General features: G+C 60.5%; 19 protein-coding genes and 1 tRNA gene. 7 read left to right on the top strand and 13 right to left on the bottom strand.

The window, feature by feature from the left end; translation table 11 throughout:
• Window positions 1–23: 23 nt before the first annotated feature.
• Together pgeF and rluD are read right to left on the bottom strand one after the other, a co-directional pair.
• On the bottom strand, window positions 24–761 hold the full coding sequence (gene pgeF / locus AB5Y99_RS17430) for a peptidoglycan editing factor PgeF (RefSeq protein ID WP_368210301.1): 738 nt from the start codon (window positions 759–761) through the stop codon (window positions 24–26).
• A gap of 112 nt (window positions 762–873) precedes the next feature.
• The gene (gene rluD, locus AB5Y99_RS17425; RefSeq protein ID WP_005339771.1) at window positions 874–1,854 is read right to left on the bottom strand and encodes a 23S rRNA pseudouridine(1911/1915/1917) synthase RluD; all 981 of its coding nucleotides are present in this window, start codon (window positions 1,852–1,854) and stop codon (window positions 874–876) included.
• Window positions 1,855–1,971: 117 nt separating this feature from the next.
• On the opposite strand from rluD, the gene AB5Y99_RS17420 reads away from it, so the two are divergent.
• Window positions 1,972–2,727 carry an outer membrane protein assembly factor BamD gene (locus AB5Y99_RS17420; protein WP_005339769.1) on the top strand — a complete coding sequence of 252 codons (756 nt, stop codon included), beginning with the start codon at window positions 1,972–1,974 and terminating at the stop codon, window positions 2,725–2,727.
• A gap of 144 nt (window positions 2,728–2,871) precedes the next feature.
• On the opposite strand, the gene AB5Y99_RS17415 is transcribed toward AB5Y99_RS17420, so the two are convergent.
• The 8 genes from AB5Y99_RS17415 to yqhD all read right to left on the bottom strand — a co-directional run bounded on the left by AB5Y99_RS17415 (window position 2,872) and on the right by yqhD (window position 13,543).
• The gene (locus AB5Y99_RS17415; protein ID WP_368210299.1) at window positions 2,872–4,200 is read right to left on the bottom strand and encodes a CoA-disulfide reductase; all 1,329 of its coding nucleotides are present in this window, start codon (window positions 4,198–4,200) and stop codon (window positions 2,872–2,874) included.
• Window positions 4,201–4,298: 98 nt separating this feature from the next.
• Window positions 4,299–5,699, bottom strand: a complete 1,401-nt coding sequence (locus tag AB5Y99_RS17410) for an L-cystine transporter (RefSeq protein ID WP_005341918.1) — start codon at window positions 5,697–5,699, stop codon at window positions 4,299–4,301.
• 133 nt (window positions 5,700–5,832) lie between these two features.
• The gene (locus tag AB5Y99_RS17405; protein ID WP_368210296.1) at window positions 5,833–7,134 is read right to left on the bottom strand and encodes a serine dehydratase subunit alpha family protein; all 1,302 of its coding nucleotides are present in this window, start codon (window positions 7,132–7,134) and stop codon (window positions 5,833–5,835) included.
• A gap of 21 nt (window positions 7,135–7,155) precedes the next feature.
• On the bottom strand, window positions 7,156–7,824 hold the full coding sequence (locus AB5Y99_RS17400) for a transcriptional regulator (RefSeq protein WP_368210294.1): 669 nt from the start codon (window positions 7,822–7,824) through the stop codon (window positions 7,156–7,158).
• 147 nt (window positions 7,825–7,971) lie between these two features.
• Window positions 7,972–8,751: a substrate-binding periplasmic protein gene (locus AB5Y99_RS17395; RefSeq protein WP_368210291.1), complete on the bottom strand. Its 780-nt coding sequence runs from the start codon at window positions 8,749–8,751 to the stop codon at window positions 7,972–7,974.
• A gap of 98 nt (window positions 8,752–8,849) precedes the next feature.
• Complete coding sequence (gene pntB, locus AB5Y99_RS17390; RefSeq protein ID WP_005339759.1) at window positions 8,850–10,334, bottom strand: Re/Si-specific NAD(P)(+) transhydrogenase subunit beta; 1,485 nt, start codon at window positions 10,332–10,334, stop codon at window positions 8,850–8,852.
• An 11-nt stretch (window positions 10,335–10,345) separates the two neighbouring features.
• Window positions 10,346–11,872 carry a Re/Si-specific NAD(P)(+) transhydrogenase subunit alpha gene (pntA, locus tag AB5Y99_RS17385; RefSeq protein ID WP_184236617.1) on the bottom strand — a complete coding sequence of 509 codons (1,527 nt, stop codon included), beginning with the start codon at window positions 11,870–11,872 and terminating at the stop codon, window positions 10,346–10,348.
• Window positions 11,873–12,379: 507 nt separating this feature from the next.
• Complete coding sequence (gene yqhD / locus AB5Y99_RS17380) at window positions 12,380–13,543, bottom strand: alcohol dehydrogenase (RefSeq protein WP_368210289.1); 1,164 nt, start codon at window positions 13,541–13,543, stop codon at window positions 12,380–12,382.
• A 157-nt stretch (window positions 13,544–13,700) separates the two neighbouring features.
• On the opposite strand from yqhD, the gene AB5Y99_RS17375 reads away from it, so the two are divergent.
• Together AB5Y99_RS17375 and AB5Y99_RS17370 are read left to right on the top strand one after the other, a co-directional pair.
• On the top strand, window positions 13,701–14,603 hold the full coding sequence (locus AB5Y99_RS17375) for an AraC family transcriptional regulator (protein ID WP_005339751.1): 903 nt from the start codon (window positions 13,701–13,703) through the stop codon (window positions 14,601–14,603).
• 17 nt (window positions 14,604–14,620) lie between these two features.
• The gene (locus AB5Y99_RS17370) at window positions 14,621–15,133 is read left to right on the top strand and encodes a lipocalin family protein (protein WP_043823160.1); all 513 of its coding nucleotides are present in this window, start codon (window positions 14,621–14,623) and stop codon (window positions 15,131–15,133) included.
• Between the two features lie 66 nt (window positions 15,134–15,199).
• On the opposite strand, the gene AB5Y99_RS17365 is transcribed toward AB5Y99_RS17370, so the two are convergent.
• Window positions 15,200–17,092: a methyl-accepting chemotaxis protein gene (locus tag AB5Y99_RS17365; RefSeq protein WP_005357549.1), complete on the bottom strand. Its 1,893-nt coding sequence runs from the start codon at window positions 17,090–17,092 to the stop codon at window positions 15,200–15,202.
• Window positions 17,093–17,299: 207 nt separating this feature from the next.
• The gene (locus AB5Y99_RS17360) at window positions 17,300–17,797 is read right to left on the bottom strand and encodes a lactoylglutathione lyase family protein (protein ID WP_042054839.1); all 498 of its coding nucleotides are present in this window, start codon (window positions 17,795–17,797) and stop codon (window positions 17,300–17,302) included.
• Between the two features lie 100 nt (window positions 17,798–17,897).
• Here AB5Y99_RS17360 and AB5Y99_RS17355 point away from each other — a divergent pair, with 100 nt between their 5' ends.
• A complete protein-coding gene (locus AB5Y99_RS17355; protein ID WP_368210287.1) occupies window positions 17,898–18,770 on the top strand; it encodes a LysR family transcriptional regulator in 873 nt (290 codons plus the stop codon).
• 145 nt (window positions 18,771–18,915) lie between these two features.
• Here AB5Y99_RS17355 and AB5Y99_RS17350 read toward each other — a convergent pair.
• Window positions 18,916–18,992, bottom strand: a tRNA-Trp gene (locus AB5Y99_RS17350).
• A 201-nt stretch (window positions 18,993–19,193) separates the two neighbouring features.
• Between AB5Y99_RS17350 and AB5Y99_RS17345 the strand changes: the two genes are divergently transcribed.
• The 3 genes from AB5Y99_RS17345 to pyrB all read left to right on the top strand — a co-directional run bounded on the left by AB5Y99_RS17345 (window position 19,194) and on the right by pyrB (window position 20,931).
• Window positions 19,194–19,736, top strand: a complete 543-nt coding sequence (locus tag AB5Y99_RS17345; RefSeq protein ID WP_368210285.1) for a hypothetical protein — start codon at window positions 19,194–19,196, stop codon at window positions 19,734–19,736.
• Window positions 19,737–19,835: 99 nt separating this feature from the next.
• Window positions 19,836–20,030 carry a hypothetical protein gene (locus tag AB5Y99_RS17340; protein ID WP_368210283.1) on the top strand — a complete coding sequence of 65 codons (195 nt, stop codon included), beginning with the start codon at window positions 19,836–19,838 and terminating at the stop codon, window positions 20,028–20,030.
• Window positions 20,011–20,931, top strand: a complete 921-nt coding sequence (pyrB, locus tag AB5Y99_RS17335) for an aspartate carbamoyltransferase (RefSeq protein WP_368210280.1) — start codon at window positions 20,011–20,013, stop codon at window positions 20,929–20,931. The genes AB5Y99_RS17340 and pyrB overlap by 20 nt, the downstream gene beginning before the upstream one ends.
• Window positions 20,932–20,941 lie beyond the last annotated feature (10 nt).

The raw sequence follows: 20,941 nt of genomic DNA, 5'->3' as shown, positions 1-20,941 counted from the left end.
GCTATTACTTGGCGGGTGATTGCTTAGCGGGCCAACCAGATGAGGGAGGCCATGCGGCCGGTCTGGCCGTCGCGGCGATAGGAGTAAAACTGCTCGCTGTCGCTGAAGGTGCAGTATTCGCCACCATAGATGGCGGTGACGCCAGCACGGGCAAGGCGCAGCCGGGCCAGCTGGTAGATATCCGCCAGCCATTTCCCCTCATTGGACGAAGGGATGAACGCCGCTTCTGCTTCGGCCTGCTCGGCCATAAAGGCCTCGCGCACCTCGCCACCCACTTCAAACGCAGTGGGGCCGATGGCCGGGCCCATCCAGGCCAGGACCTCGCCCGGCTCGCAGCCCATGGCGGCGATGCTCGCCTCCAGCACGCCCTCTTTCAGTCCACGCCAGCCTGCGTGGGCCGCTGCGACCACGGTACCTGCCCGATCGCAGAACAGCACCGGCAGACAGTCAGCAGTCATCACGATGCAGGCCTGATCCGCCTCATGGGCGCAGGCAGCATCGGCATCCGGCGCCCGCTCATAATGGCTGCTGACCGGATGAACCACGGTGCCATGCACCTGATTAAGCCAGTTGAGGGGCCCCGGGATGGCGGCCGCCTGCTGCAAGCGGGCGCGGTTAGACTCGACTCGCGCCGGTTCGTCACCCACGTGGGCGCCCAGATTGAGACCGGCAAAGACCCCTTCACTGACGCCGCCATCCCGGGTGGTCGACAACGCCCTGACACACGCCGGGGCTGGCCAGTCGGGTTCGATCCATTTCATCTGTGACTCCTTCAATTCACCGATATAAAAACGGGGCTCCTGCAAGGGAACCCCGATTGGCATCTATTCGGGCCGGATGACGCCAGAAACCGACGCAGCAGGCCCTATCACATCAGTTCCAGACCAGATCATCCGGATTGGCGAGGGTATCCGCGCGCAGCACTTCCATCAGCTCCACCATGTCTTGTGGTGTAGCTGAGTGCCACTGCATCACTTCCCCCGTGATGGGGTGAGCCAGTTGCAGCATGGTGGCATGCAGCGCCTGACGGTTGAAGTTGCGCAGTGCCTGGGTCAGCTCGGGGGTCGCGTTGCGCAGCGGGCGCAGACGGCCACCGTAAGCGGGATCACCCACCAGCGGGTGTTTGATGTGAGCCATGTGGACACGGATCTGGTGGGTACGACCGGTTTCCAGACGCAGGCGCAGACGGGTATGGCCACGGAACTTCTCGTGCACCCGGTAGTGGGTCACGGAAGGACGGCCATTGGGCACCACGGCCATGTGGGTACGCTGGGTCGGGTGACGGCCGATGGGCGCATCGACGGTGCCACCTGCGGTCATGTGACCGATGGCGATCGCTTCGTACTCACGGGTGATCTGGCGCGCCTGCAACGCTTCCACCAGATGGGTCTGTGCGGGTACGGTTTTGGCAACCACCATCAAACCTGTGGTGTCTTTATCCAGACGGTGCACGATACCGGCGCGAGGCACCTCGGCAATGCCGGGGTAGCGGTGCAGCAGGGCGTTGAGGATGGTGCCATCCGGCGTACCTGCGCCCGGGTGAACCACCAGACCGGCCGGTTTGTCGATCACCAGAATGTGTTCATCTTCATAAACGATGTTGAGCTCGATATCCTGGGCATCCCAGCGAGTATCATCTTCCAGCTCGACATTCACATGCACCTGCTGCCCGGCCAGAATCTTCTCGCGCGGGGTGTTGGCAACCTGACCGTCCAGGGTCACTCTGTCCTGTAAAATCCACTCCTTGATGCGGGTGCGGGAGTAGTCTGGAAACAATTCGGCCAGGGCCTGGTCGAGTCGCTGCCCGAATTGGTGATCCTGGAATTCGCCTGTCAGTTCAATATGCTGGCTCATGTATGGTCTCTTGAGCGGGGGGTATCAATTCGAAATAATCCGGGTATTCTAGCTTTTCTTTTAGCCAAGCATAACGGATACTTTGCCAATTTCGTGGAAATGGACCGGATGTTGTTGATGGGAAAGAAGTCTCACCTGCTGATGTCGCTCGCCTTGGTCGCTACCTTGATCACAGGCTGTTCCAGCACCAAACCCAAGGTACCCGACGAACCGCCGGAGACCCTGTACCAGAAAGCACGCCTCAAACTGGACGTTGGCAATTACGTGCAAGCCACTGAATTGCTGGAGGCTTTGGACTCTCGCTACCCGTTCGGCGCCTACTCCAACCAGGTGCAGCTTGACCTCATCTATGCCTACTACAAGCAGGATGATACCGCTCAGGCGATCGCCAATATCGACCGTTTTATCCGCCTCAATCCGGCGCATAAAAATATCGATTACGTCTTCTATATGCGCGGCCTGACCAACATGGCGGCGGATTACAATTTCTTCCAGAGCCTGTTCGGTATCGGTCGTGACGACAAAGACCCGGCTTATGCCCGTCAGGCATTCCAGGACTTCAAGACCCTGTTGCAAAACTACCCCAACAGCGTCTATGCCGCCGATGCCCGCGCCCGCATGATTGGCCTGAAAAATCGTCTGGCCCGATATGACCTGAGCGTGGCCGAGTATTACGTGAAGCGTGATGCGCTGGTTGCGGCCGCCAACCGGGCCAAGCTGATTGTCGAAACCTACCCCGACACAGCCGAAACCGAGAAGGCGCTGGAGATCATGGTCGAGTCTTACGACGCCCTGAAGATGCCGCAGTTGGCCAAGCATGCCCGCGAAGTGCTGGCCAAGAACTACCCGGAGAACCGCCTCGGCCGTGGCTGAGTGATACGGATAAACCGGTAATAAAAAACCGATGCCTTGGCATCGGTTTTTTTATCGCTGCAATTTAGCCACTGATATTACCCGCAGAGGCTCTGCAGAGCAGGGCAGCGTAACGGCGCCTTCCCAACGCCGTCATCGCAACGCTTACTTCGCGACGTTACCCGCCACGTTCAGGGCATCCCAGGTGCGGGAGAAGGGCGGCGCGTAGGCAAAGTCCAGCATGCCGAGCTGCTCGGTGGTCACTCCCATGGTGATCGCCACCGCCAGCGCATCGATGCGGTGGACCGCCCCCTTGCGACCGAGGATCTGACCCCCCAGCAGCCGCTTGCTGCCCGCCTCGTAGACCAGCTTGACGTGAATGTCGGACTGACCCGGGCAGTAGTTGGTATGGCACTTGTCCTTGATCACCACGGTGCGGTAATCGATGCCCATGGCCCTGGCTTCCTGCTCGGAAAGGCCGGTACGGCCCGCCTCCAGCCCCAGCACCTTGAGCGCCGCAGAGCCCAAAGTGCCCGGGAACGTCTGCTCGGCCCCCGCCAGGTTCTCACCCACCATGCGCCCCAGCTTGTTGGCGATGGTGGCGAGCGGCACATAGACCTGCTGCTGCTTCACGCTGTGCCAGACGCTGGCACAGTCACCGGCTGACCAGACGTTGGCCAGCGAGCTGCGCCCCTGACGGTCCACCTTGATAGCACCATTGCCGAGCCGCTCGATGCCGGTATCGGCCAGAAACTCGGTGTTGGGCTTGACCCCGGTGCAGACCACCACGATATCGGCCTCGTACTCGCCCTGGCTGGTGCGCACGCCGGTCACCCGGCCATCCCCCAGCAGCGCTTCAACTCGCTCACCCAGATGGAGAGAGACCCCCTGCTCGCGCAGTTCGGTTTCGATGTGCTGGGTGATCTCGCCATCAAACGCATCGGGGATGACCCGATCCGCCAGCTCGATAAGACGCACCTCTTTGCCTTGATGGACCAGCGCCTCGACCACCTCCAGCCCGATAAAGCCGGAGCCAATCACCACAGCGCGGCGATTGTTCTTGTCTTGAACCGCTGCTTTGAGCGCAAGCCCGTCGGCCATCCGGCGCAGACCGAATACCCCTTGCTGCTGCAAACCGGGGATGGGGGGCATCACTTCGCGGGCACCGGTGGCGATCATCAGGCGATCGTAGCGGTCGGTGAAGGTGTCGCCGTTGTGCTCCACCTGCAGGGCCTGGGCAGTTGCGTCAACGCTCAATACCCGATGGCCAATCTTGACCTCGATCCCCTTGGCGGCGAACTGCTCGGGGGTGAATTCGGCCATGTAGCCGGGCTCCTGAAACTCGTCACCGACGAAGTAGGGCAGGCCGCAGGCACCGAAAGAGATCACCTCGGAGGCCTCATACACCACGATTTCGGCATCTTTGGCCAGACGGCGCGCCTTGGCCGCCGCGCTCATACCGGCGGCTTCGCCACCGATGATCAGAATTCTCATTGTTTTTCCTCTCAATGGCGCAGGGAGGGCATGCCCTCCCTGCGGTCTATGACGGGAAAGAGTCACCCCTTTCCACGGGCAGATCAACCGACAGCAAATCAGACGGTGGATTCTTCGCCGTCCAGACTCACTTCGTGATCGCTGTTGAACACATGCATGTCGGTCTCGCCCATCAGGCGGCTGGTGACCGTCCCTGCGGTGATGGAGCCGGAAACGTTGAGCGCGGTACGGCCCATGTCGATCAGCGGCTCGATGGAAATGAGCAGACCGGCCAGCGCCACCGGGAAGTCCAGCGCGGAGAGCACGATCAGCGCGGCAAAGGTGGCGCCGCCGCCAATGCCGGCCACCCCGAAGGAGCTGACGGTGATGATGGCGATCAGGGTCATGATGAAACCGGGATCCATCGGGTTGACCCCTACGGTCGGGGCAATCATCACGGCCAGCATGGCCGGATAGATACCGGCACAGCCGTTCTGACCGATGGTGGAACCGAAGGAGGCGGCGAAGTTGGCGATCCCCTCAGGAATACCCAGCGACTTGGTCTGGGTCTGCACGTTCATCGGGATGGAGCCCGCACTGGTGCGCGAGGTGAAGGCAAACGCCAGCACCGGCGTGATCTTCTTGAGGAAGCGCAGCGGGTTGATGCCGACCATGCTCACCAGCAGCAGGTGCACGACAAACATGATGGCGATGGCGCCGTAAGAGGCCATCACAAAACTGAGCAGGTTGAGAATATCTGCATAGTTGGAGCCGGAGACCACCTTGGTCATCAGCGCCAGTACGCCAAACGGGGTCAGGCGCAGCACCAGAGTCACCATTCGCATTACGATGGCATGAGCCACAGCCACGAAGTGGCTGAAGCTGGCGAAGATCTCCGGCTTCTTGCGGGCGATGCCGGTAGCGGAGAGGCCGATGAAGATGGAGAAGATCACCACGGCGATGGTGGAGGTCTTGCGCGCCCCGGTCATGTCGAGGAAGGGGTTGGCGGGAATGAACTCCAGCATCATCTTGGCGAAAGACATGCTCTCGACGCTGCCGAGGGTGGTCTGCAGCGCGGCGCCACGGGCGCTTTCGGCGGCCCCGGAGGTGAGCCCTTCAGCGGTCAGGCCAAACAGGTTGGACATCAGGATGCCCGCCCCGGCGGCGATGGCGGTGGTGAAGATCAACACGCCTATGGTCATGGCGCTGATCTTGCCCAGCGCGGTGCCGCCATTGAGCTTCAAGATAGCGCTGATGATGGAGACCATGATGAGCGGGATGATGATCATCTGCAGCAGCTTCACATAGCCGCTACCCACGATATCCAGATAGTCGATGGTCTGAACAATGACGGGCGAACCTGCACCGTAAAGCAGTTGCAACGCGGCGCCGAACAGAATACCGAGCCCCAGACCGGCAAATACCCGGCGGGTGAAGCTCACATGTTTTTCCTGTAACCGGTAGAGAAAGAACAGCAAGATGGCGGCGATGGCCAGATTGCCGATAACGCTAAATGTCATGGTATGACTCCCCAAAAAGCGGGCTTGGGCCCGAGAAACAAGAGCAAGCGCCATGCTTGCCCTGGCAACCGTGTCAGACGGTCTGCGCCGTCGTGACAAGAACAAGGGGGTCTATCGCCCCCTTGTCACAGATTCACTGCTTCTGCTGTTTCGCTCGCATGATGTTGATGATTTCGATGTCGGTATCCAGCATCCCCTCTTTGGAGAGGCGGCCCAGATTGGCGATGGTCTGGTCCACATCGTCGGAGACGATCCCCTCGCTCTGGGGCACATGCAGGTTGTTGATGGCCATCAGCGAAGACTTAACCGCCGCCGAGGTGGAAGTGGAGACCTTCATGGAGCAGGCGCTGCCCGCGCCGTCGCAGATGATGCCGGAGACATCGCCAATCATGTTGTTGATGCAGTGGCTGATCTGCTGATACTGGCCGCCCAGCAGCCAGGTGATGGCGGCACCGGCCCCCATGGCGGCGGTACTGGCGGCGCAGAGGGCCGACAGCTTGTTCTGATAGGTCTTGATGTAGATGGCCACCAGATGGCTCATCACCAGTGCCCGGGTCAGCTGCTCGTCGCTCGCCTTGAGGAAGCTGGCAGCCGCGACCACAGGCATGGTGGCGGCAATGCCCTGATTGCCGGAACCGGAGTTGGACATGGCGGGCAGCATGGCGCCATCCATCCGCGCATCGGAGGCAGCGGAGGAGAGGCGCATCGCCAGCGTCATCAGGTCATCGGAGAGCAGCTTGCGCTCCACCTGTTCGGTGAGGATCTTGCCAATCTTCAGGCCGTAACCCTGCAACCCTTCATCTGCCAGCGCCTGATTCATGGTGGCGGCCTCGCGGATAAAGTCGATCTCCGCCAGCGGCACTTCCAATGCAAAATCGACGATCTCCCGCAGGGTCATGGCCGGCTTGGCGGATTTGGCTGGCTGGATCTGCACGCCGGGGGCACTGTTCTGCTCCATCAGCACCTCGCCATCCTTCTCCATCAGGATGATGCGGGTGTGGTCGGTGCAGATCACCACCCGGGCACTATGGCCCTCCACTTCGGCCAGCACCTCGGCGTAGAGCACGTCCGGCACATCCTTAACATCCACCTTGATGACCGGCAGCAGCGCCTTGGCCGCTTCCACCTGTTCTGGTGTGAGGGTCTTGAGCACCTCCAGCCCGGCATCGGGATTACCTCCTGTTATGCCGACCGCAGCGGCCACCGGCAGACCGATCATGCCGGTACCCGGCACCCCGACCCCCATGCCGTTCTTGAACAGATTGCCACTGACCCAGACGCTGATACGGGTCGGGGTCTCCCCCAGCAACTTGCGGCAGTTGGCCGCCGCAAGCGCCACCGACATCGGCTCGGTACAGCCCAGGGCCGGCACCACTTCACGCTTGAGCAGGGTAATAAAGTCGGTCCATTGTGCTTTCATCGCAGTGTTTCTCATGTTCAGGGTGCCCGCAGGCAGTTATTGCTTGCTCAGATCCGCTTTGTGGTTGCGGATATGCAGATAAACAGTATGACGGGAGATGCCGAGCATCCGGGCAACCAGCTGGGCCGCCTCCTTGATCTCGAAGATTCCCATGTCGAAGAGCCGGGTCACTATCTCCTTGTTGCGCACCGTGCAGGAGAGCGAATCGTCCCGATCCACCTTCTCAATCACCTGAGTCACCAGATCGTCCACCGAGCTGGCAAAGGTCTCGTTGTTGAGCGGCGCCGGTGCCGCTGGCAGCGCAAAAGTATCGAGCAGGCTGCCAAGGGAGGTATCCAGACTGAAGTTCACGCAGAGCATGCCGATGGGCTTGCCCTGCCGGTTACTGATGGTGATGGAGGAGGACTTCATCAGCGTCCCATCGCGAGTACGGCTGAAGTAGCTGCTCCACTGGCTGCCCGCCTCCCCCTGCAAGCGGTTGAGGGCAAAGTCGGTGACCGGCGCCCCCTCCCGACGACCGGTGACATGGCCGTTGGCAATCTTGATAACCGATGCATCCAGCGTATCGAACGCATGCAACACCACCTCGCACCCTGCGCCAAACAGCGCGGCCAGCGCCTCGACCGCGGGCTCGAAACTGGCGATCAGATGACGTTCTTCATCCGTTAACGAATTGATCTGGTCAGTGGTGGCTGCTGTGGACATATATGAGTAACTTTGAGTAAACCGCAGTTGATTCTACTATCAACAAGATCAACTAATGTTGAGCGGCATCCCCTTTTTGCTCGCCATTATGCCCACCTTTTAACAAAGTGCGACAAATTGTGAAGCGGCGCACAGCCGGGCGGCAACTCAGAGGTGATAGCGAGCCAGCAGCTGCTTGTAGGCGGGAGTCTGTTTGAACGCCTTGAGGGCAGAGGAGAAGCGGATAGCCAGCTGGTCGTGGCCGGGCTTGTGGGTAAACGCGAGGAAGTTGCGGTTGTCGTCGGTCAGCAGGCGCGAGCCGTGGTTCACCTGATCCTGCAGCCCCTGGGTATGCAGCAAGTAGCGACCGACCCGCTCATTGAGCACCACCCCATCCAGCCGACCGGCCATCATCAGATGCAGTTGTTTGATGGCATTCCCCTCCCCCGTCATCGGCATCCGGATCACCCCGGGATCGGTCAGAAAATCGGGACTGTAGGCATAATCTTCCTGAATACCTATCCGCAGACCCTTGAGGTCGGAGAGCTGCTTGAAATCCACCGGACGAGCAGATGGATAGAAGAGCACTTCGCCGCTGTAAGAGAGCGGCTCTTCGGGGTAGTGGAGCCAGTGCTGGCGGGAAGGTTCAAAGAAGACGTCGACTACCGCATCCCCCTGCTTGAGACGGGCTTGCTGCAGAACCCGCTTCCAGGGCAGCACCCTGATTTCGGTGCGATAACCCATCTGGCGCAACACGGTACAGGCCAGATCGAGATCGGCGCCGGCCAGCTCGCCATTGTCACTACGCATCACATAAGGGGGCCACAGCTCGGTCAGCAGCGTCAGAGTCGGCGGCTCGTCCGCCGCTACGGCCGAACCAGCACCAAACAGGGAGACGAGCAGCCAGCCGTACAACCCGATCCTTCGCCAACCCTGACACCACATCATGGAGATCCCTCATGGTCCGTATGGATTGAGGATATACAAGGGATGGGCAATAAAAAAGGAGGCCGAAGCCTCCTTGATATCCACTCTCTGAATGGCACTTACAGTGCTTTCAGGATTGCCTCGACGCTGGCCTTGGCATCGCCAAACAGCATCTGGGTATTTTCCTTGAAGAACAGCGGGTTCTGGACACCGGCGTAGCCAGTATTCATGGAACGCTTGAAGCCGATGACGTTCTGCGCTTTCCATACTTCCAGCACCGGCATACCGGCGATCGGGCTGCCCGGATCTTCCATCGCGGCCGGGTTGACGGTGTCGTTGGCACCGATCACCAGCACGGTATCGGTATCGGCGAAATCGTCGTTGATCTCGTCCATTTCCAGAACGATGTCATACGGGACTTTCGCTTCCGCCAGCAGCACGTTCATGTGGCCAGGCAGACGACCGGCAACCGGGTGGATACCGAAGCGCACCTTGACGCCGCGGTCACGCAGCTTCTGGGTGATCTCGGCAACCGGATACTGGGCTTGCGCCACCGCCATACCGTAGCCCGGGGTGATGATGACGGAGCTGGAGTTCTTCAGCAGGTCAGCCACTTCCTCGGCGCTGGTTTCGCGGTATTCGCCCATCTCCTGATCAGCCGTGGAGGCCACGCCGTCGGAGCCAAAGCCACCGGCGATCACGGAGATGAAGGAGCGGTTCATCGCCTTGCACATGATGTAAGAGAGGATCGCACCGGAGGAGCCCACCAGAGCACCGGTGACGATCAGCAGGTCATTGGAGAGCATGAAGCCCGCCGCTGCCGCCGCCCAACCGGAGTAGGAGTTCAGCATGGAGACCACCACCGGCATGTCTGCGCCACCGATGGAGGCAACCAGATGCCAGCCGAAGGCGAAGGCGATCAGGGTCATCACCAGCAGGGCGAAGGTAGAGCCGCCCGCGTTGACGAAGTAGACCATCAGCGCCAGAGAAGCGACCACGGCCAGCAGGTTCAGCTTGTGGCGGTGTGGCAGCATCAGCGGCTTGGAGGAGATCAGACCGCGCAGTTTGCCGAAGGCAACCACGGAACCGGTAAAGGTTACGGCACCGATGAAGACGCCCAGGAAGATCTCGACCAGGTGGATGTTCAGCATGGCGCCGGTCAGGTGCTCGACCTGGGCAACGCTGTTGGCCTGCTCGAACGCCGCACGGGCGGCTGCCAGGGTGGCATCCAGGTTGGAACCGACGGAGACGACGACCTCAGCAGGTGCGGAGGGGTGCAGATCGATGAAGCTGTTGAAGCCCACCAGCACTGCCGCCATACCCACGAAGCTGTGCAGCACGGCCACCAGCTCGGGCATCTCGGTCATCTCGACCTTGAGTGCCAGACGCACGCCGATGGCACCGCCGATCACCATGGCCAGAATGATCCAGTGAACGCCACTGGTCTCCGGGTTGAATACGGTGGCGAGCAGGGCGATAGCCATACCCGCGATACCGAACAGGTTGCCATGCTTGGCCGTCTCTTGCTTCGACAGTCCCGCGAGACTGAGGATGAAGAGCACGGCGGCAACGATATAGGATGCTGTTACCAGTCCTTGAGACACGTTAAACCCCCTTAATCCTTACGGAACATCTTCAGCATGCGCTGAGTGACGGTGAAGCCGCCGAAGATGTTGATACTGGCAATCAGCACGGCGATGAACGCCAGCGCGGTGACCAGGGTCGACCCTTGCCCGATCTGCAGCAGGGCACCGACCACGATAATGCCGGAGATGGCATTGGTGACCGACATCAGCGGCGTGTGCAGGGCGTGAGAGACGTTCCACACCACGTAGTAACCGACCACACAGGCCAGGATGAATACGGTGAAGTGGGAGAGGAAGGCTGCCGGGGCAACGGAGGCGATCCAGCCGAAGGCGGCGATGCCGAGGGCACCGAACACGAACTTCTTGTTGGAAGGCTTGGCCTCTTCCTTCTTGGCTGCCGGTTTGGCGGCGGCCGGTTTCTGCGGGGCAGCAGAGACGGAGATGGCGGGCGGCGGGAAGGTCACTTCACCGGCCTGGATCACCGTCATGTTGCGCTGAACCACATCTTCGAAGTCGATGGCAACGTTGCCGTCCTTCTCCTTGCACATCAGCTTCATCAGGTTGACCAGGTTGGTACCGTAGAGCTGGGAGGATTGGGCTGGCAGGCGACCCGGCAGATCGGTGTAACCAATCACCTTGACGCCGTTGGCGGTGACATGCAGTTCGCCCGGCACTGTGTATTCACAGTTGCCGCCGGCCTGAGCGGCCATGTCCACGATGACGGAGCCCGGCTTCATGCTGTCGACCATCTCTTTGGTGATCAGCTTGGGAGCCGGCTTGCCCGGGATCAGGGCGGTGGTGATGATGATGTCCACCTCTTTGGCCTGCTGGGCGAACAGCTCCATCTCGGCCTTGATGAACTCATCGGACATGACTTTGGCGTAACCATCGCTGGATGCGCCATCTTCGCCACCGAAGTCGAGCTTGAGGAATTCCCCACCCATGGATTCGATCTGCTCGGCCACTTCCAGACGGGTATCGAACGCACGCACGATGGCACCGAGGGAACCGGCCGTACCAATGGCAGCCAGACCGGCAACACCGGCACCGATCACCAGTACCTTGGCAGGCGGCACTTTACCGGCTGCGGTGATTTGACCGGTGAAGAAGCGACCGAACTGGTGCGCAGCTTCAACCACGGCGCGATAGCCACCGATGTTGGCCATGGAGGAGAGGGCATCGAGGGACTGGGCACGGGAGATCCGCGGCACCATATCCATCGCCATTACATTGATGTTGCGCTCGGACAGCTTCTTGACCAGCTCGGGGTTCTGGGCAGGCCAGATGAAGCTAATCAGAGTGGCGCCATCTTTAATTTGTGCGATCTCGGCATCGGTCGGCGCATTGACCTTGAAGATAAGGTCGGCTTGCCAGACATTCGGCACCACGCTGGCACCGGCAGCCTCGAAGGCGGCATCATCGAAGCTGGCCGACAGGCCTGCGCCGGTCTCGATGGCGACCTCGAAGCCGAGCTTTTTCAGCTGCTCGACGGTAGCCGGGGTCGCTGCGACCCGGGTCTCACCGGCGAGACTCTCTCTCGGTATTCCAATCTGCATGACTATTCCCTGATGGTTAATAAACAATCGCTGCCCAGTGTCTCACTTCTGACGAAACAAGACATGACCAAAGTGCAGGTCCAGGGCTCTTTGTTATGAAAATCAGTAGGCTTTACCTCAACCTCCTGTCATGGTCAGGCCCCCGCTTTTCAGGCGCGAAGGTGATTAGTATCAAATTTTGGAGTTTTATTACAACCGCAGTCCCGACGGCACTCGTACAGAATTCAGCCCATCCCTGGCTACGATTAAAAAAAACAAACCAAATTAGAGGCTTATACCAGTAAAAACGGCTGAAAAAAGTGATCCAACCAGTCAAAAAAAATGTTTTACCGGCCCTCTATCTTAGCGTTTTTTGTTCTTACGAAATCCGCTTTCGTCTCACTTCTCGCAGCGAAACGCCGAAAAGTAACATTTTCCCAACAAAAGCGGGGCTGCTCAGCCGCCAGATGGCGGGAGAGGGCCCCGGCAATTCAATCGTTTCGCCCGTTTGGCACCGATTGGCGGCCCTTACCAGGCCGCTTCATAAATATGCTGGCTCTGCACCAGATCGATGTCGCCGTGCTCGCCGATGGCAGTCATACCGTGCTCACCCAGCTTGCCGATCAGGGTGTCGATACCCAGATCTTTCAGACCGTAGTCGCGCAGTCGGGTCTTGACCCCCATCCGCTCGAAGAAGTCGCGGGTCGCGGCGATGGCATCGTCGATGCGCTCCGCTTCGCTACCGCTGTGCAGACCCCACACCCGCTCTGCGTATTGCAGCAGCTTGGCATGTTTCTGTTTGCGCTTGGCCTGCAGCAGGGCGGGCAGCACCACCGCCAGAGTCTGGGCGTGGTCGAGGCCGTGCAGGGCAGTCAGCTCGTGACCCAGCATGTGGGTGGCCCAGTCCTGTGGTACACCGGCACCGATCAGGCCGTTCAACGCCATGGTGGCGCTCCACATGATGTTGGCGCGTACCTCGTAGTTGTGCGGCTCGGCCAGCGCCTTGGGGCCCTCTTCGATCAGGGTCAGCAGCAAGCCTTCAGCGAAGCGATCCTGCACCTTGGCATTGACCGGATAGGTGAGGTACTGCTCCACGATGTGAACAAAGGCATCCACTACCCCGTTCGCTACCTGACGCTCGGGCAGGGTGTAGGTGAGCACCGGATCGAGCACCGCGAAGCGCGGCATCACGAACGGCGAGAAGAAGTGCACCTTGTCGCCACTGCTGCGACGGGTGATGACGGCACCCATGTTCATTTCGGAACCGGTCGCCGGCAGGGTCAGCACTGAACCAAGCGAGATGGCGGAGCGCACTTCGCTGCCGACGGTCTCGAGAATGTGCCAGGGATCCTTGGCCGGATCGTAGTGCGCGGCAGCGGCGATAAACTTGGTGCCATCGAGCACGGAGCCACCGCCAACGGCGAGCAGGAAGTCGACACGCTCGGCACGGGCCAGCTCCACGGCCCCCATCAGGGTCTCGTAGGCCGGGTTCGGCTCGATGCCGCCAAATTCAAACAGGGTCATACCGGCCAGCTCGTTGCGGATCTGCTCCAGCAAGCCGCTGCGTACCACGCTGCCGCCGCCATAGGTGATCATGACGCGGGCATCGCTCGGGAGCTGCTCGCGCAACTGGGCGATCTGCCCTTGGCCGAACAGGATTTTGGTCGGGGTATGGAGAGTAAAGTTGTTCATCGACATTGCCTTCTTCTGATAGTCAGGGCGGCCTGGCCGCGAAATCGTGATTGCATTTTTCTCCAGAACCATCCTACCATCAAGACAACATCCTGCTTGATTCTTGCCTATTTCTACAAAGCAGCGAAAACCGGAACTGTCGAATCAAAGAGCCCCCATGCAAAACCGTTACAGCGACCTCGCAACCAGATTGACCCGCCACGTCACCGCACCCGGCATCACCCCATCACCGGTGAAACAGGTCAACCTCATCTATACCACCGAGCACCATGGCCGCACCCCGGTGCTCTACCAACCGCGGATGATCGTGATCCTGCAGGGGCACAAGGTGGGTTATCTGGCGGATCAGGTGTTTCGCTACGACCCCAACCACTACCTGCTGATGACCCTACCGCTGCCCTGCGAGTGCGAGTGCTTCGCCTCCCCCGAGCAGCCGCTTATCGGTTTTACCATCGAGATCGATCTGGTCACCCTGCAAGAGCTGCTGCTGGAGCTTGGCGATGCCCTGCCCGCCCCCGCGCCGCAAAAGAGCGGCGTCCACTCGGTCCCCCTGTCCGAAACCATGTTTTGCGCTGCCGAGCGACTGATCGAGCTGATGGACAACCCGCTGCACGCCAGGGTGCTAGGGCCGCAGACGGTGCGCGAGATGCTGTTCCACGCTCTCACCGAGGGGGGCGGCCCGGCGCTGCAGGCGCTCGCCAATCGCCACAACCATGTGGGCCAGATCGCCAGGGTGCTGCGTATGATAGAGTCCCGTTATGCCGACAACCTCACCATGGAGGAGCTGGCGCGGGAGGTGAACATGAGCGTCTCCGCCTTTCACCACCACTTCAAGGCGGTCACCGCTACCTCGCCGCTGCAGTACATCAAGTCGTTTCGCCTGCACAAGGCGCGGATGATGATGCTGCACGACGGCATCAAGGCGGGCACCGCGGCGGCCAGAGTCGGTTACGAGAGCAACTCCCAGTTCAGTCGGGAGTACAAGCGCTTCTTCGGCAGCACGCCGACGGATCAGGCCTCCCGCTTCCGGGATGGCCAGCTGCGCATCATCGAGGGATAACAAGAGAGGGATTACTTATGCGTTCACTGCTTTGCCTGTTCACCGCTTTGCTGCTGACGGCCTGTACCGGGATTGCCGACGGCATTCGCCCCGTCACCGGCTTCCAGCTCGATCGTTATCTTGGCACCTGGTATGAGATTGCCCGCCTCGACCACAGCTTCGAGCGGGGGCTGGAGCAGGTGAGCGCCACCTACAGCCTGCGGGATGATGGCGGCGTCAAGGTGCTCAACCGCGGCAAGCAGAGCGATGGCAGCTGGCGCGAAGCCGAGGGCAAGGCCTACTTCGTCGGCAACCCGGACGAGGCGCGGCTCAAGGTGAGTTTCTTCGGCCCCTTCTACGGCGGCTACAACGTCATCGACCTCGACCCCGATTACCAGCTCTCGCTGGTGACCAGCTACAACCACGACTACCTCTGGATCCTCTCCCGCTCACCCAACCCGCCCAAGACGAAGGTGGATGCGCTGGTCGCCAAAGCGAAGTCGCTGGGCTTTGCCACCGACCAGCTGATTTGGGTCAAGCAGACCCCTTAAGCCAGCCGTAAAATAACAAAGGGCAGCCCGCGGGCTGCCCTTTCTGTTGCTGGCGTGGCGGGATGATCAGAGCCGGAAGCGACCGATCTCCTGCTCCAGCCGCTCGGTCAGCGACTTGAGCTCGGCCGCCTGCGCCGCCTCGTTGCCCGCCTGCTCGGCCAGCTCTTGCGAGACGTGGCGGATATTCTCGGTATTGCGGCTGATTTCGCCGGTCACCGAGGTCTGCTCTTCGGCAGCTGCGGCGATCTGGGTCGCCATGTCGCTGATGGAGCCGATCGCCTCGTTGATCCGGGCAAGGCTCTGGTTGGCCGCTTCCGCATCCTCGACGCTGGTACCCGCCAGCTGACGGCTGGTCTCCATGCCACCCACGGCGCGACGGGTGGTCTGCTGCAGGGTCTCGATCATCTGCTGGATCTCGTCGGTAGAGTCGTGAGTGCGGCGCGACAGCACCCGCACCTCGTCCGCCACTACCGCGAAGCCGCGGCCCTGCTCACCGGCCCGGGCCGCCTCGATGGCGGCGTTGAGCGCCAGCAGATTGGTCTGCTCGGCGATGCCGCTGATGGTCGCCAGAATGCCGCTGATCTTCTGGGCATGGCTGTCGAGCTCATTGATGATCTGGCTGGCATCGGCCACTTCGTCCGCCAGACCGGTAATGCTGCGCTGACTCTGGCCAACCTGGGATTGGCCAGCAACCGCCAGTGCAACCGCATCGGTGGCGGTAGTGGCGGCAAACTCGGCGTTGCCGGCGATCTCCTGGGTAGCGGAGGCCATCTCGGTCACCGCGGTCGCCACCATCACGATCTCATCCTGCTGCTGGCGTACCCGCTGACTGCGGGCCTGCGCCCCGGCCGCCTGGGCGCGGGACTGTGCCGCCAGCTCGACGGTCACATCCCGCAACCGGCTGACGATGCCGTGCAGCCGCGCCACGAACTGGTTGAAGTTCTGGGCCAGCTGACCCACCTCATCCTTGCTGTGGGTGTTGATGTGAACGGTGAGATCCCCCTCGCCGTGGGCAATGTCGTGCAGGGCGTGCGCGACCCGACCGAGATCGGCGAACAGGTATTTGAAGGTGGCGGTGAGCAGGGCACTGAACACCAGCATCAGCACCAGGGTCAGCCCCACCAGCTCCCACAGCAGGCTGCTGAGCGGCGCCTCCAGCACATCGCGATACATCACCATGGCCAGCAGCCAGTCGGTGCCCGGTACCGGTTGTACCGCCAGCAGCACATCCCGCCCGTCGAGGGTGGCGGCGTGCAGCTCGCTGTTTTCGCGGCCCCACTGCTGGAAGGTGGCGGCAGAGAGTCCCGGCGCCAGCTCGGCGATGGGCTTGAGCGCCAAATCCTTCTGCGGATGGCCGACGATGAGGCCACTGCTGTCGAGCAGCATGGCGTAGCCCTCACCCTGCACCTTCATCGCCAGTACTTCGTCGATCAGCTTGTCGAGCGCCAGGTTGGCCCCCACGGCACCGACCAGCTCACCCTGATGGCGTACCGGCTCGGAGAGGGTGACCACCAGCTTCTGCATGGTGACGCTGACATAGGGGGCGGTGACGATCAGCTGACCCGCTTTCACCGCATCCTGATACCAGGGGCGCTCGCGCGGGTCATAGTTGCCGGTGTTGAGGGAGGGGTCCTGCCGGGTCATCACCCCCTGCGCGGAGCCAAAATAGGTGAGCCCGAAGCCGCCGGAGGTATAGGCCTGCTTCAGGTGCGGCACCAGCTCGGCTTGGGGGTTATCGCTGATCAGGTTGACCAGCGCATGGACGGTGTTCTTGCGATCCGTCATCCATTCGCCGATGGCGACCGAGTAGGCGTGGCCATAGTTGACCGCCTCGCTCTGGATGGCGCTCATGGTGCGGGATTTTAGGGTGTGAAAGGCAACGATGCCGAGCAGTGATGCCATCAGCAGCACTACGCCAAGACTGGTGGCCAGCAGCTTGCCGCGCAGAGAGAGGGTCATGACGACGAATCCTTGTTGTTGTGTCAGGCAGGGAAAACCCTGATGTATCAAAGGCTATCGGCCGCAATATGAACAGACTTTAGTGAATCTGTATATTTTCCCATCTATCAACAACAGAACGCGCTATTCGTGTGAACCAGATCGCTATTCCATGCTACTGACTCTTGTAACAACAAAGCAGCAGGCCGCCCGAAGGCGGCCTGTCACTTACCCCTGATATGCACCGGCGGAGTAGGTCAGCTCATAGCTGTGGCTGTAGATCTCGACGATATTGCCGAAGGGATCTTCCATGTAGACCATGCGGTAGGGCTTCTCGCCCGGGTAGTACTCGCGCACCGGCATCCGCTGCTTGCCGCCCGCTGCGACGATGCGCGCCGCCAGCCCCTCGACATCCGGATCCTGCACGCTGAAGTGGAACACCCCGGTCTTCCAGAATTCGAAGTTATTTTCGCGCTGCTCGCTGTTGGGGAACTCGAACAGCTCGATGCCGATCTTGTCGCCGGTGGAGAGATGAGCGATGCGGAAGGAGCCCCAGCCCGGGCCAAACACGTCGTTGCACATCACGCCGATGGCAGAGTCATCCTCGGTGATGGTGGTGGCCGGCATGATGAGATACCAGCCCATCACCTTGGTATAGAACTCGACCGCTTTGTCGAGGTCAGTTACCGTGATGCCGATGTGGGAGAAGTTGCGCGGGTAAGTCATAAGTCACCTTGAAATTGTGTGTGGGAAACAGGTGACATGATAGGAAGGGTCGACATAATGAAAAATAAGGTCAAACTAATGGAAGGCATAAATTAAATTTATGGTTAATCCACTCTGGCTCCACACCCTGGTGGTGGTGCATGAAACCGGCAGTTTTACCCGCGCAGCCGAGCAGCTGGACCTCACCCAGGCCGCCGTCAGTCAGCATATCTCGCGCCTCGAGGCCGAATTTGGCACCCTGCTGCTGCGCAAGCCCCGTCAGCTGGAGCTCACTCCGCGCGGGCTGGTGCTGCTCGACTTCGCCCGCCAGCAGGCGCAGGCAGCCGAACAGCTGCGAGCGCGCCTCTCGGAGGACGATCCTCACCACGGTGCCATCACCCTGTCCACCCCGGGTAGCATCGGTCTGCTGCTCTATCCCCTGCTGCTCGACCAGCAACAGGAGCACCCCGGACTCACCATCCAGCACCGCTTTGCCCCCACCCCCGACATAGTGCAGGCGGTGCTGGCGGGGCGCAGCGATCTGGGACTGGTGGATCAACCGCCGGAGCACCCCAGCATCGCCGCCGAGCCCTTCGCCCGCGAACCCCTTTGTCTGGTGGTGCCCAACGACGGCGAGGAGCAGAGCTGGCAGCACCTCTGTCAGCTCGGCTTTATCGACCACCCGGATGGCCGCAGCATGGCACAACGCCTGTTGGGACGACGCTACCCCGGCCAGCGCGTTGACGAGATCCCGCAGCGCGGCTTTACCAACCAGATCGGCCTGATCCTGGAGCCGGTCGCCCGCGGCCTCGGCTTTACCGTGCTGCCCCGCTTCGCCGTCACCGCCTTTGCCCAGCAGGAGAAGATCCGGGTGATCCAGAGCCGGACCGAGGTGATCGACACGCTCTGGCTGATCTACCGCGCCGAGTGGCCGCTCCCCGCCCGCCACCAGCGGCTGGTCACCGTGCTGAAACAGCGGGTTGCTGCACACTGAACGCTCTTGCGGCAGACATCGAGATCAATGTGGCCACAGTCACCGGACGGCTAACTGCAAGAAGGAGAAGAGGAAGGAAAGATGGATAAATTGGCGAACGCCGGAAATGCGAAAGGCCAGCTCAATGAGCTGGCCTTTCTGAAAATGGCAGGGGCGGCAGGACTCGAACCCGCAACCATCGGTTTTGGAGACCGCTGTTCTACCAATTGGAACTACGCCCCTGCAACAAACGAGGCGTAGTATACAAAGTGGAGATCAAAGGTAAAGGCTTTTTTCACACTTTTAATGTGATTGCACAAATCCCGAACAAGTCGCGGTTGTTTGTGCAGCAAAGCGGGATAACTTGCTGTATTTGCAGCCCTGCCGGGGTAGGAATGGGACATAAATGGGGGTAGGGTGAAATCAGGTACCGGGAGGCCATTTATGCTCAATTACCGATTGCTCCAACAACTGGCGCCCCTCAACTTCAGGGATGAACGCAAGACAGAGTCCCTGCCCGCCTATCTTGAACGGGTCGCGCCGCTGGTGCCCTTTATTCCTGAAAATGTGCTCTCCCAGTGGATTTACCGCCATTGGCGCGGTTTTGAGTCCAACTGGAGCTTTATCGATCTCGCCAGCCATCAGTTCACCTGTGAAAGCTGGCCCACCGCGCAACTGGTAGAGCAGGTGGACTCCCGCCATATGGAGGTGATCGAGCGCTGGGGGGAGATGCTGCGCAGCAACCGCTATGTCCGCCGCTCCTGGCTCGGCGAGAAGATGCTGAACGAAGGCACCTGGCCCGAACCTGTCATCGTACTGGCGCCGGAGGAGGGTGCCAGCTACCCGAACGGCTATCCCCTGCCCCGCCCCTACTGCCTGCTGGAAGGACACCACAGACTCGGTTATTTGCGCGCCATGGCCCGCGATGGGGAATCGCTGCAAGAGACGCACAAGGTGTGGATTTGTCGTCATGTTTCCGCTACTTAAACGTTTTTCACGCTGAAATTGGCATCGGAAATAAAATTTTGACAATTAAAAAAGCGGCCCTATAATCTGTCCGGTTTTGAAAAAGGTCGGGACGAAACGATGCAGTTTTTGATGCAGAAAACAGCCTTGCAGACGGGTGGTGCGCACCAGAGCGGCCCCGTTGTTTCCGGTTCCCACCCCAAAGATCCCCAGTTATTTTTAAAAAAAGCCCCTGTTTCAGGGGCTTTTTTTTGTGCCCGAAAAACCTCCAATGATGTCAAAGGGAATGCAGACGATGACCAATCCACTCTATAAGAAACATGTCATCTCCATTTCGGACCTGACCCGGTCAGAAATGGAACTGGTAGTCTCAACCGCACAACGGTTGAAGGCTGAACCTGACACCAGCCTGTTGAAAGACAAGCTGGTTGCCAGCTGCTTCTTCGAAGCCTCCACCCGCACCCGCCTCTCGTTCGAGACCGCGGTACAGCGCCTTGGCGGCAACATCATCGGCTTCGCCGACGGTGGCAACACCAGCGCCAAGAAGGGCGAGACGCTGGCTGACTCCATCAAGATCATCGGCTCCTACTCGGATGCGGTGGTGATGCGCCACCCGAAAGAGGGCGCGGCCCGTCTGGCCTCCGAGTTCTCCCGCGTGCCGGTCATCAACGGCGGCGACGGCTCCAACCAGCATCCGAGCCAGACCCTGCTCGACCTGTTCACCATCCATGAGACCCAGGGCCGTCTGGACAACCTCAACGTCGCCTTCGTCGGTGACCTGAAATATGGCCGCACCGTGCACTCGCTGGCCCAGGCCCTCAGCCTGTTCAACTGCCGCTTCTTCTTCATCTCCCCGGAAGCGCTGGCGATGCCGGACTACATCTGCGAAGAGCTGGAAGAGAAGGGTATCCAGTTCAGCGTCCACCAGACCATGGAAGAGGTGATGCCGGAGCTGGACATCCTCTACATGACCCGCGTCCAGAAAGAGCGCTTCGACGAGACCGAATACAAGCACATGGCCGCCAAGTTCATTCTGGAGCCGGCGACCCTGGAAGGGGCCAAGCCCACCATGAAGATCCTGCATCCCCTGCCCCGCGTCGACGAGATCGATGTGGCGGTCGACAAGACTCCCCACGCTTGCTACTTCCAGCAGGCGGAGAACGGGGTCTATGCACGCCAGGCGCTGCTGGCACTGGTACTGAACGAAACTGTCTGAGCTTAGGGGA

The sequence above is a fragment of the Aeromonas sp. R4-2 genome, assembly GCF_040908295.1.
Classification (GTDB): Bacteria; Pseudomonadota; Gammaproteobacteria; order Enterobacterales; family Aeromonadaceae; genus Aeromonas; species Aeromonas veronii.
Note: the sequence above shows the minus strand (reverse complement) of the source record. Positions and strands in the feature narration are given on the sequence as shown.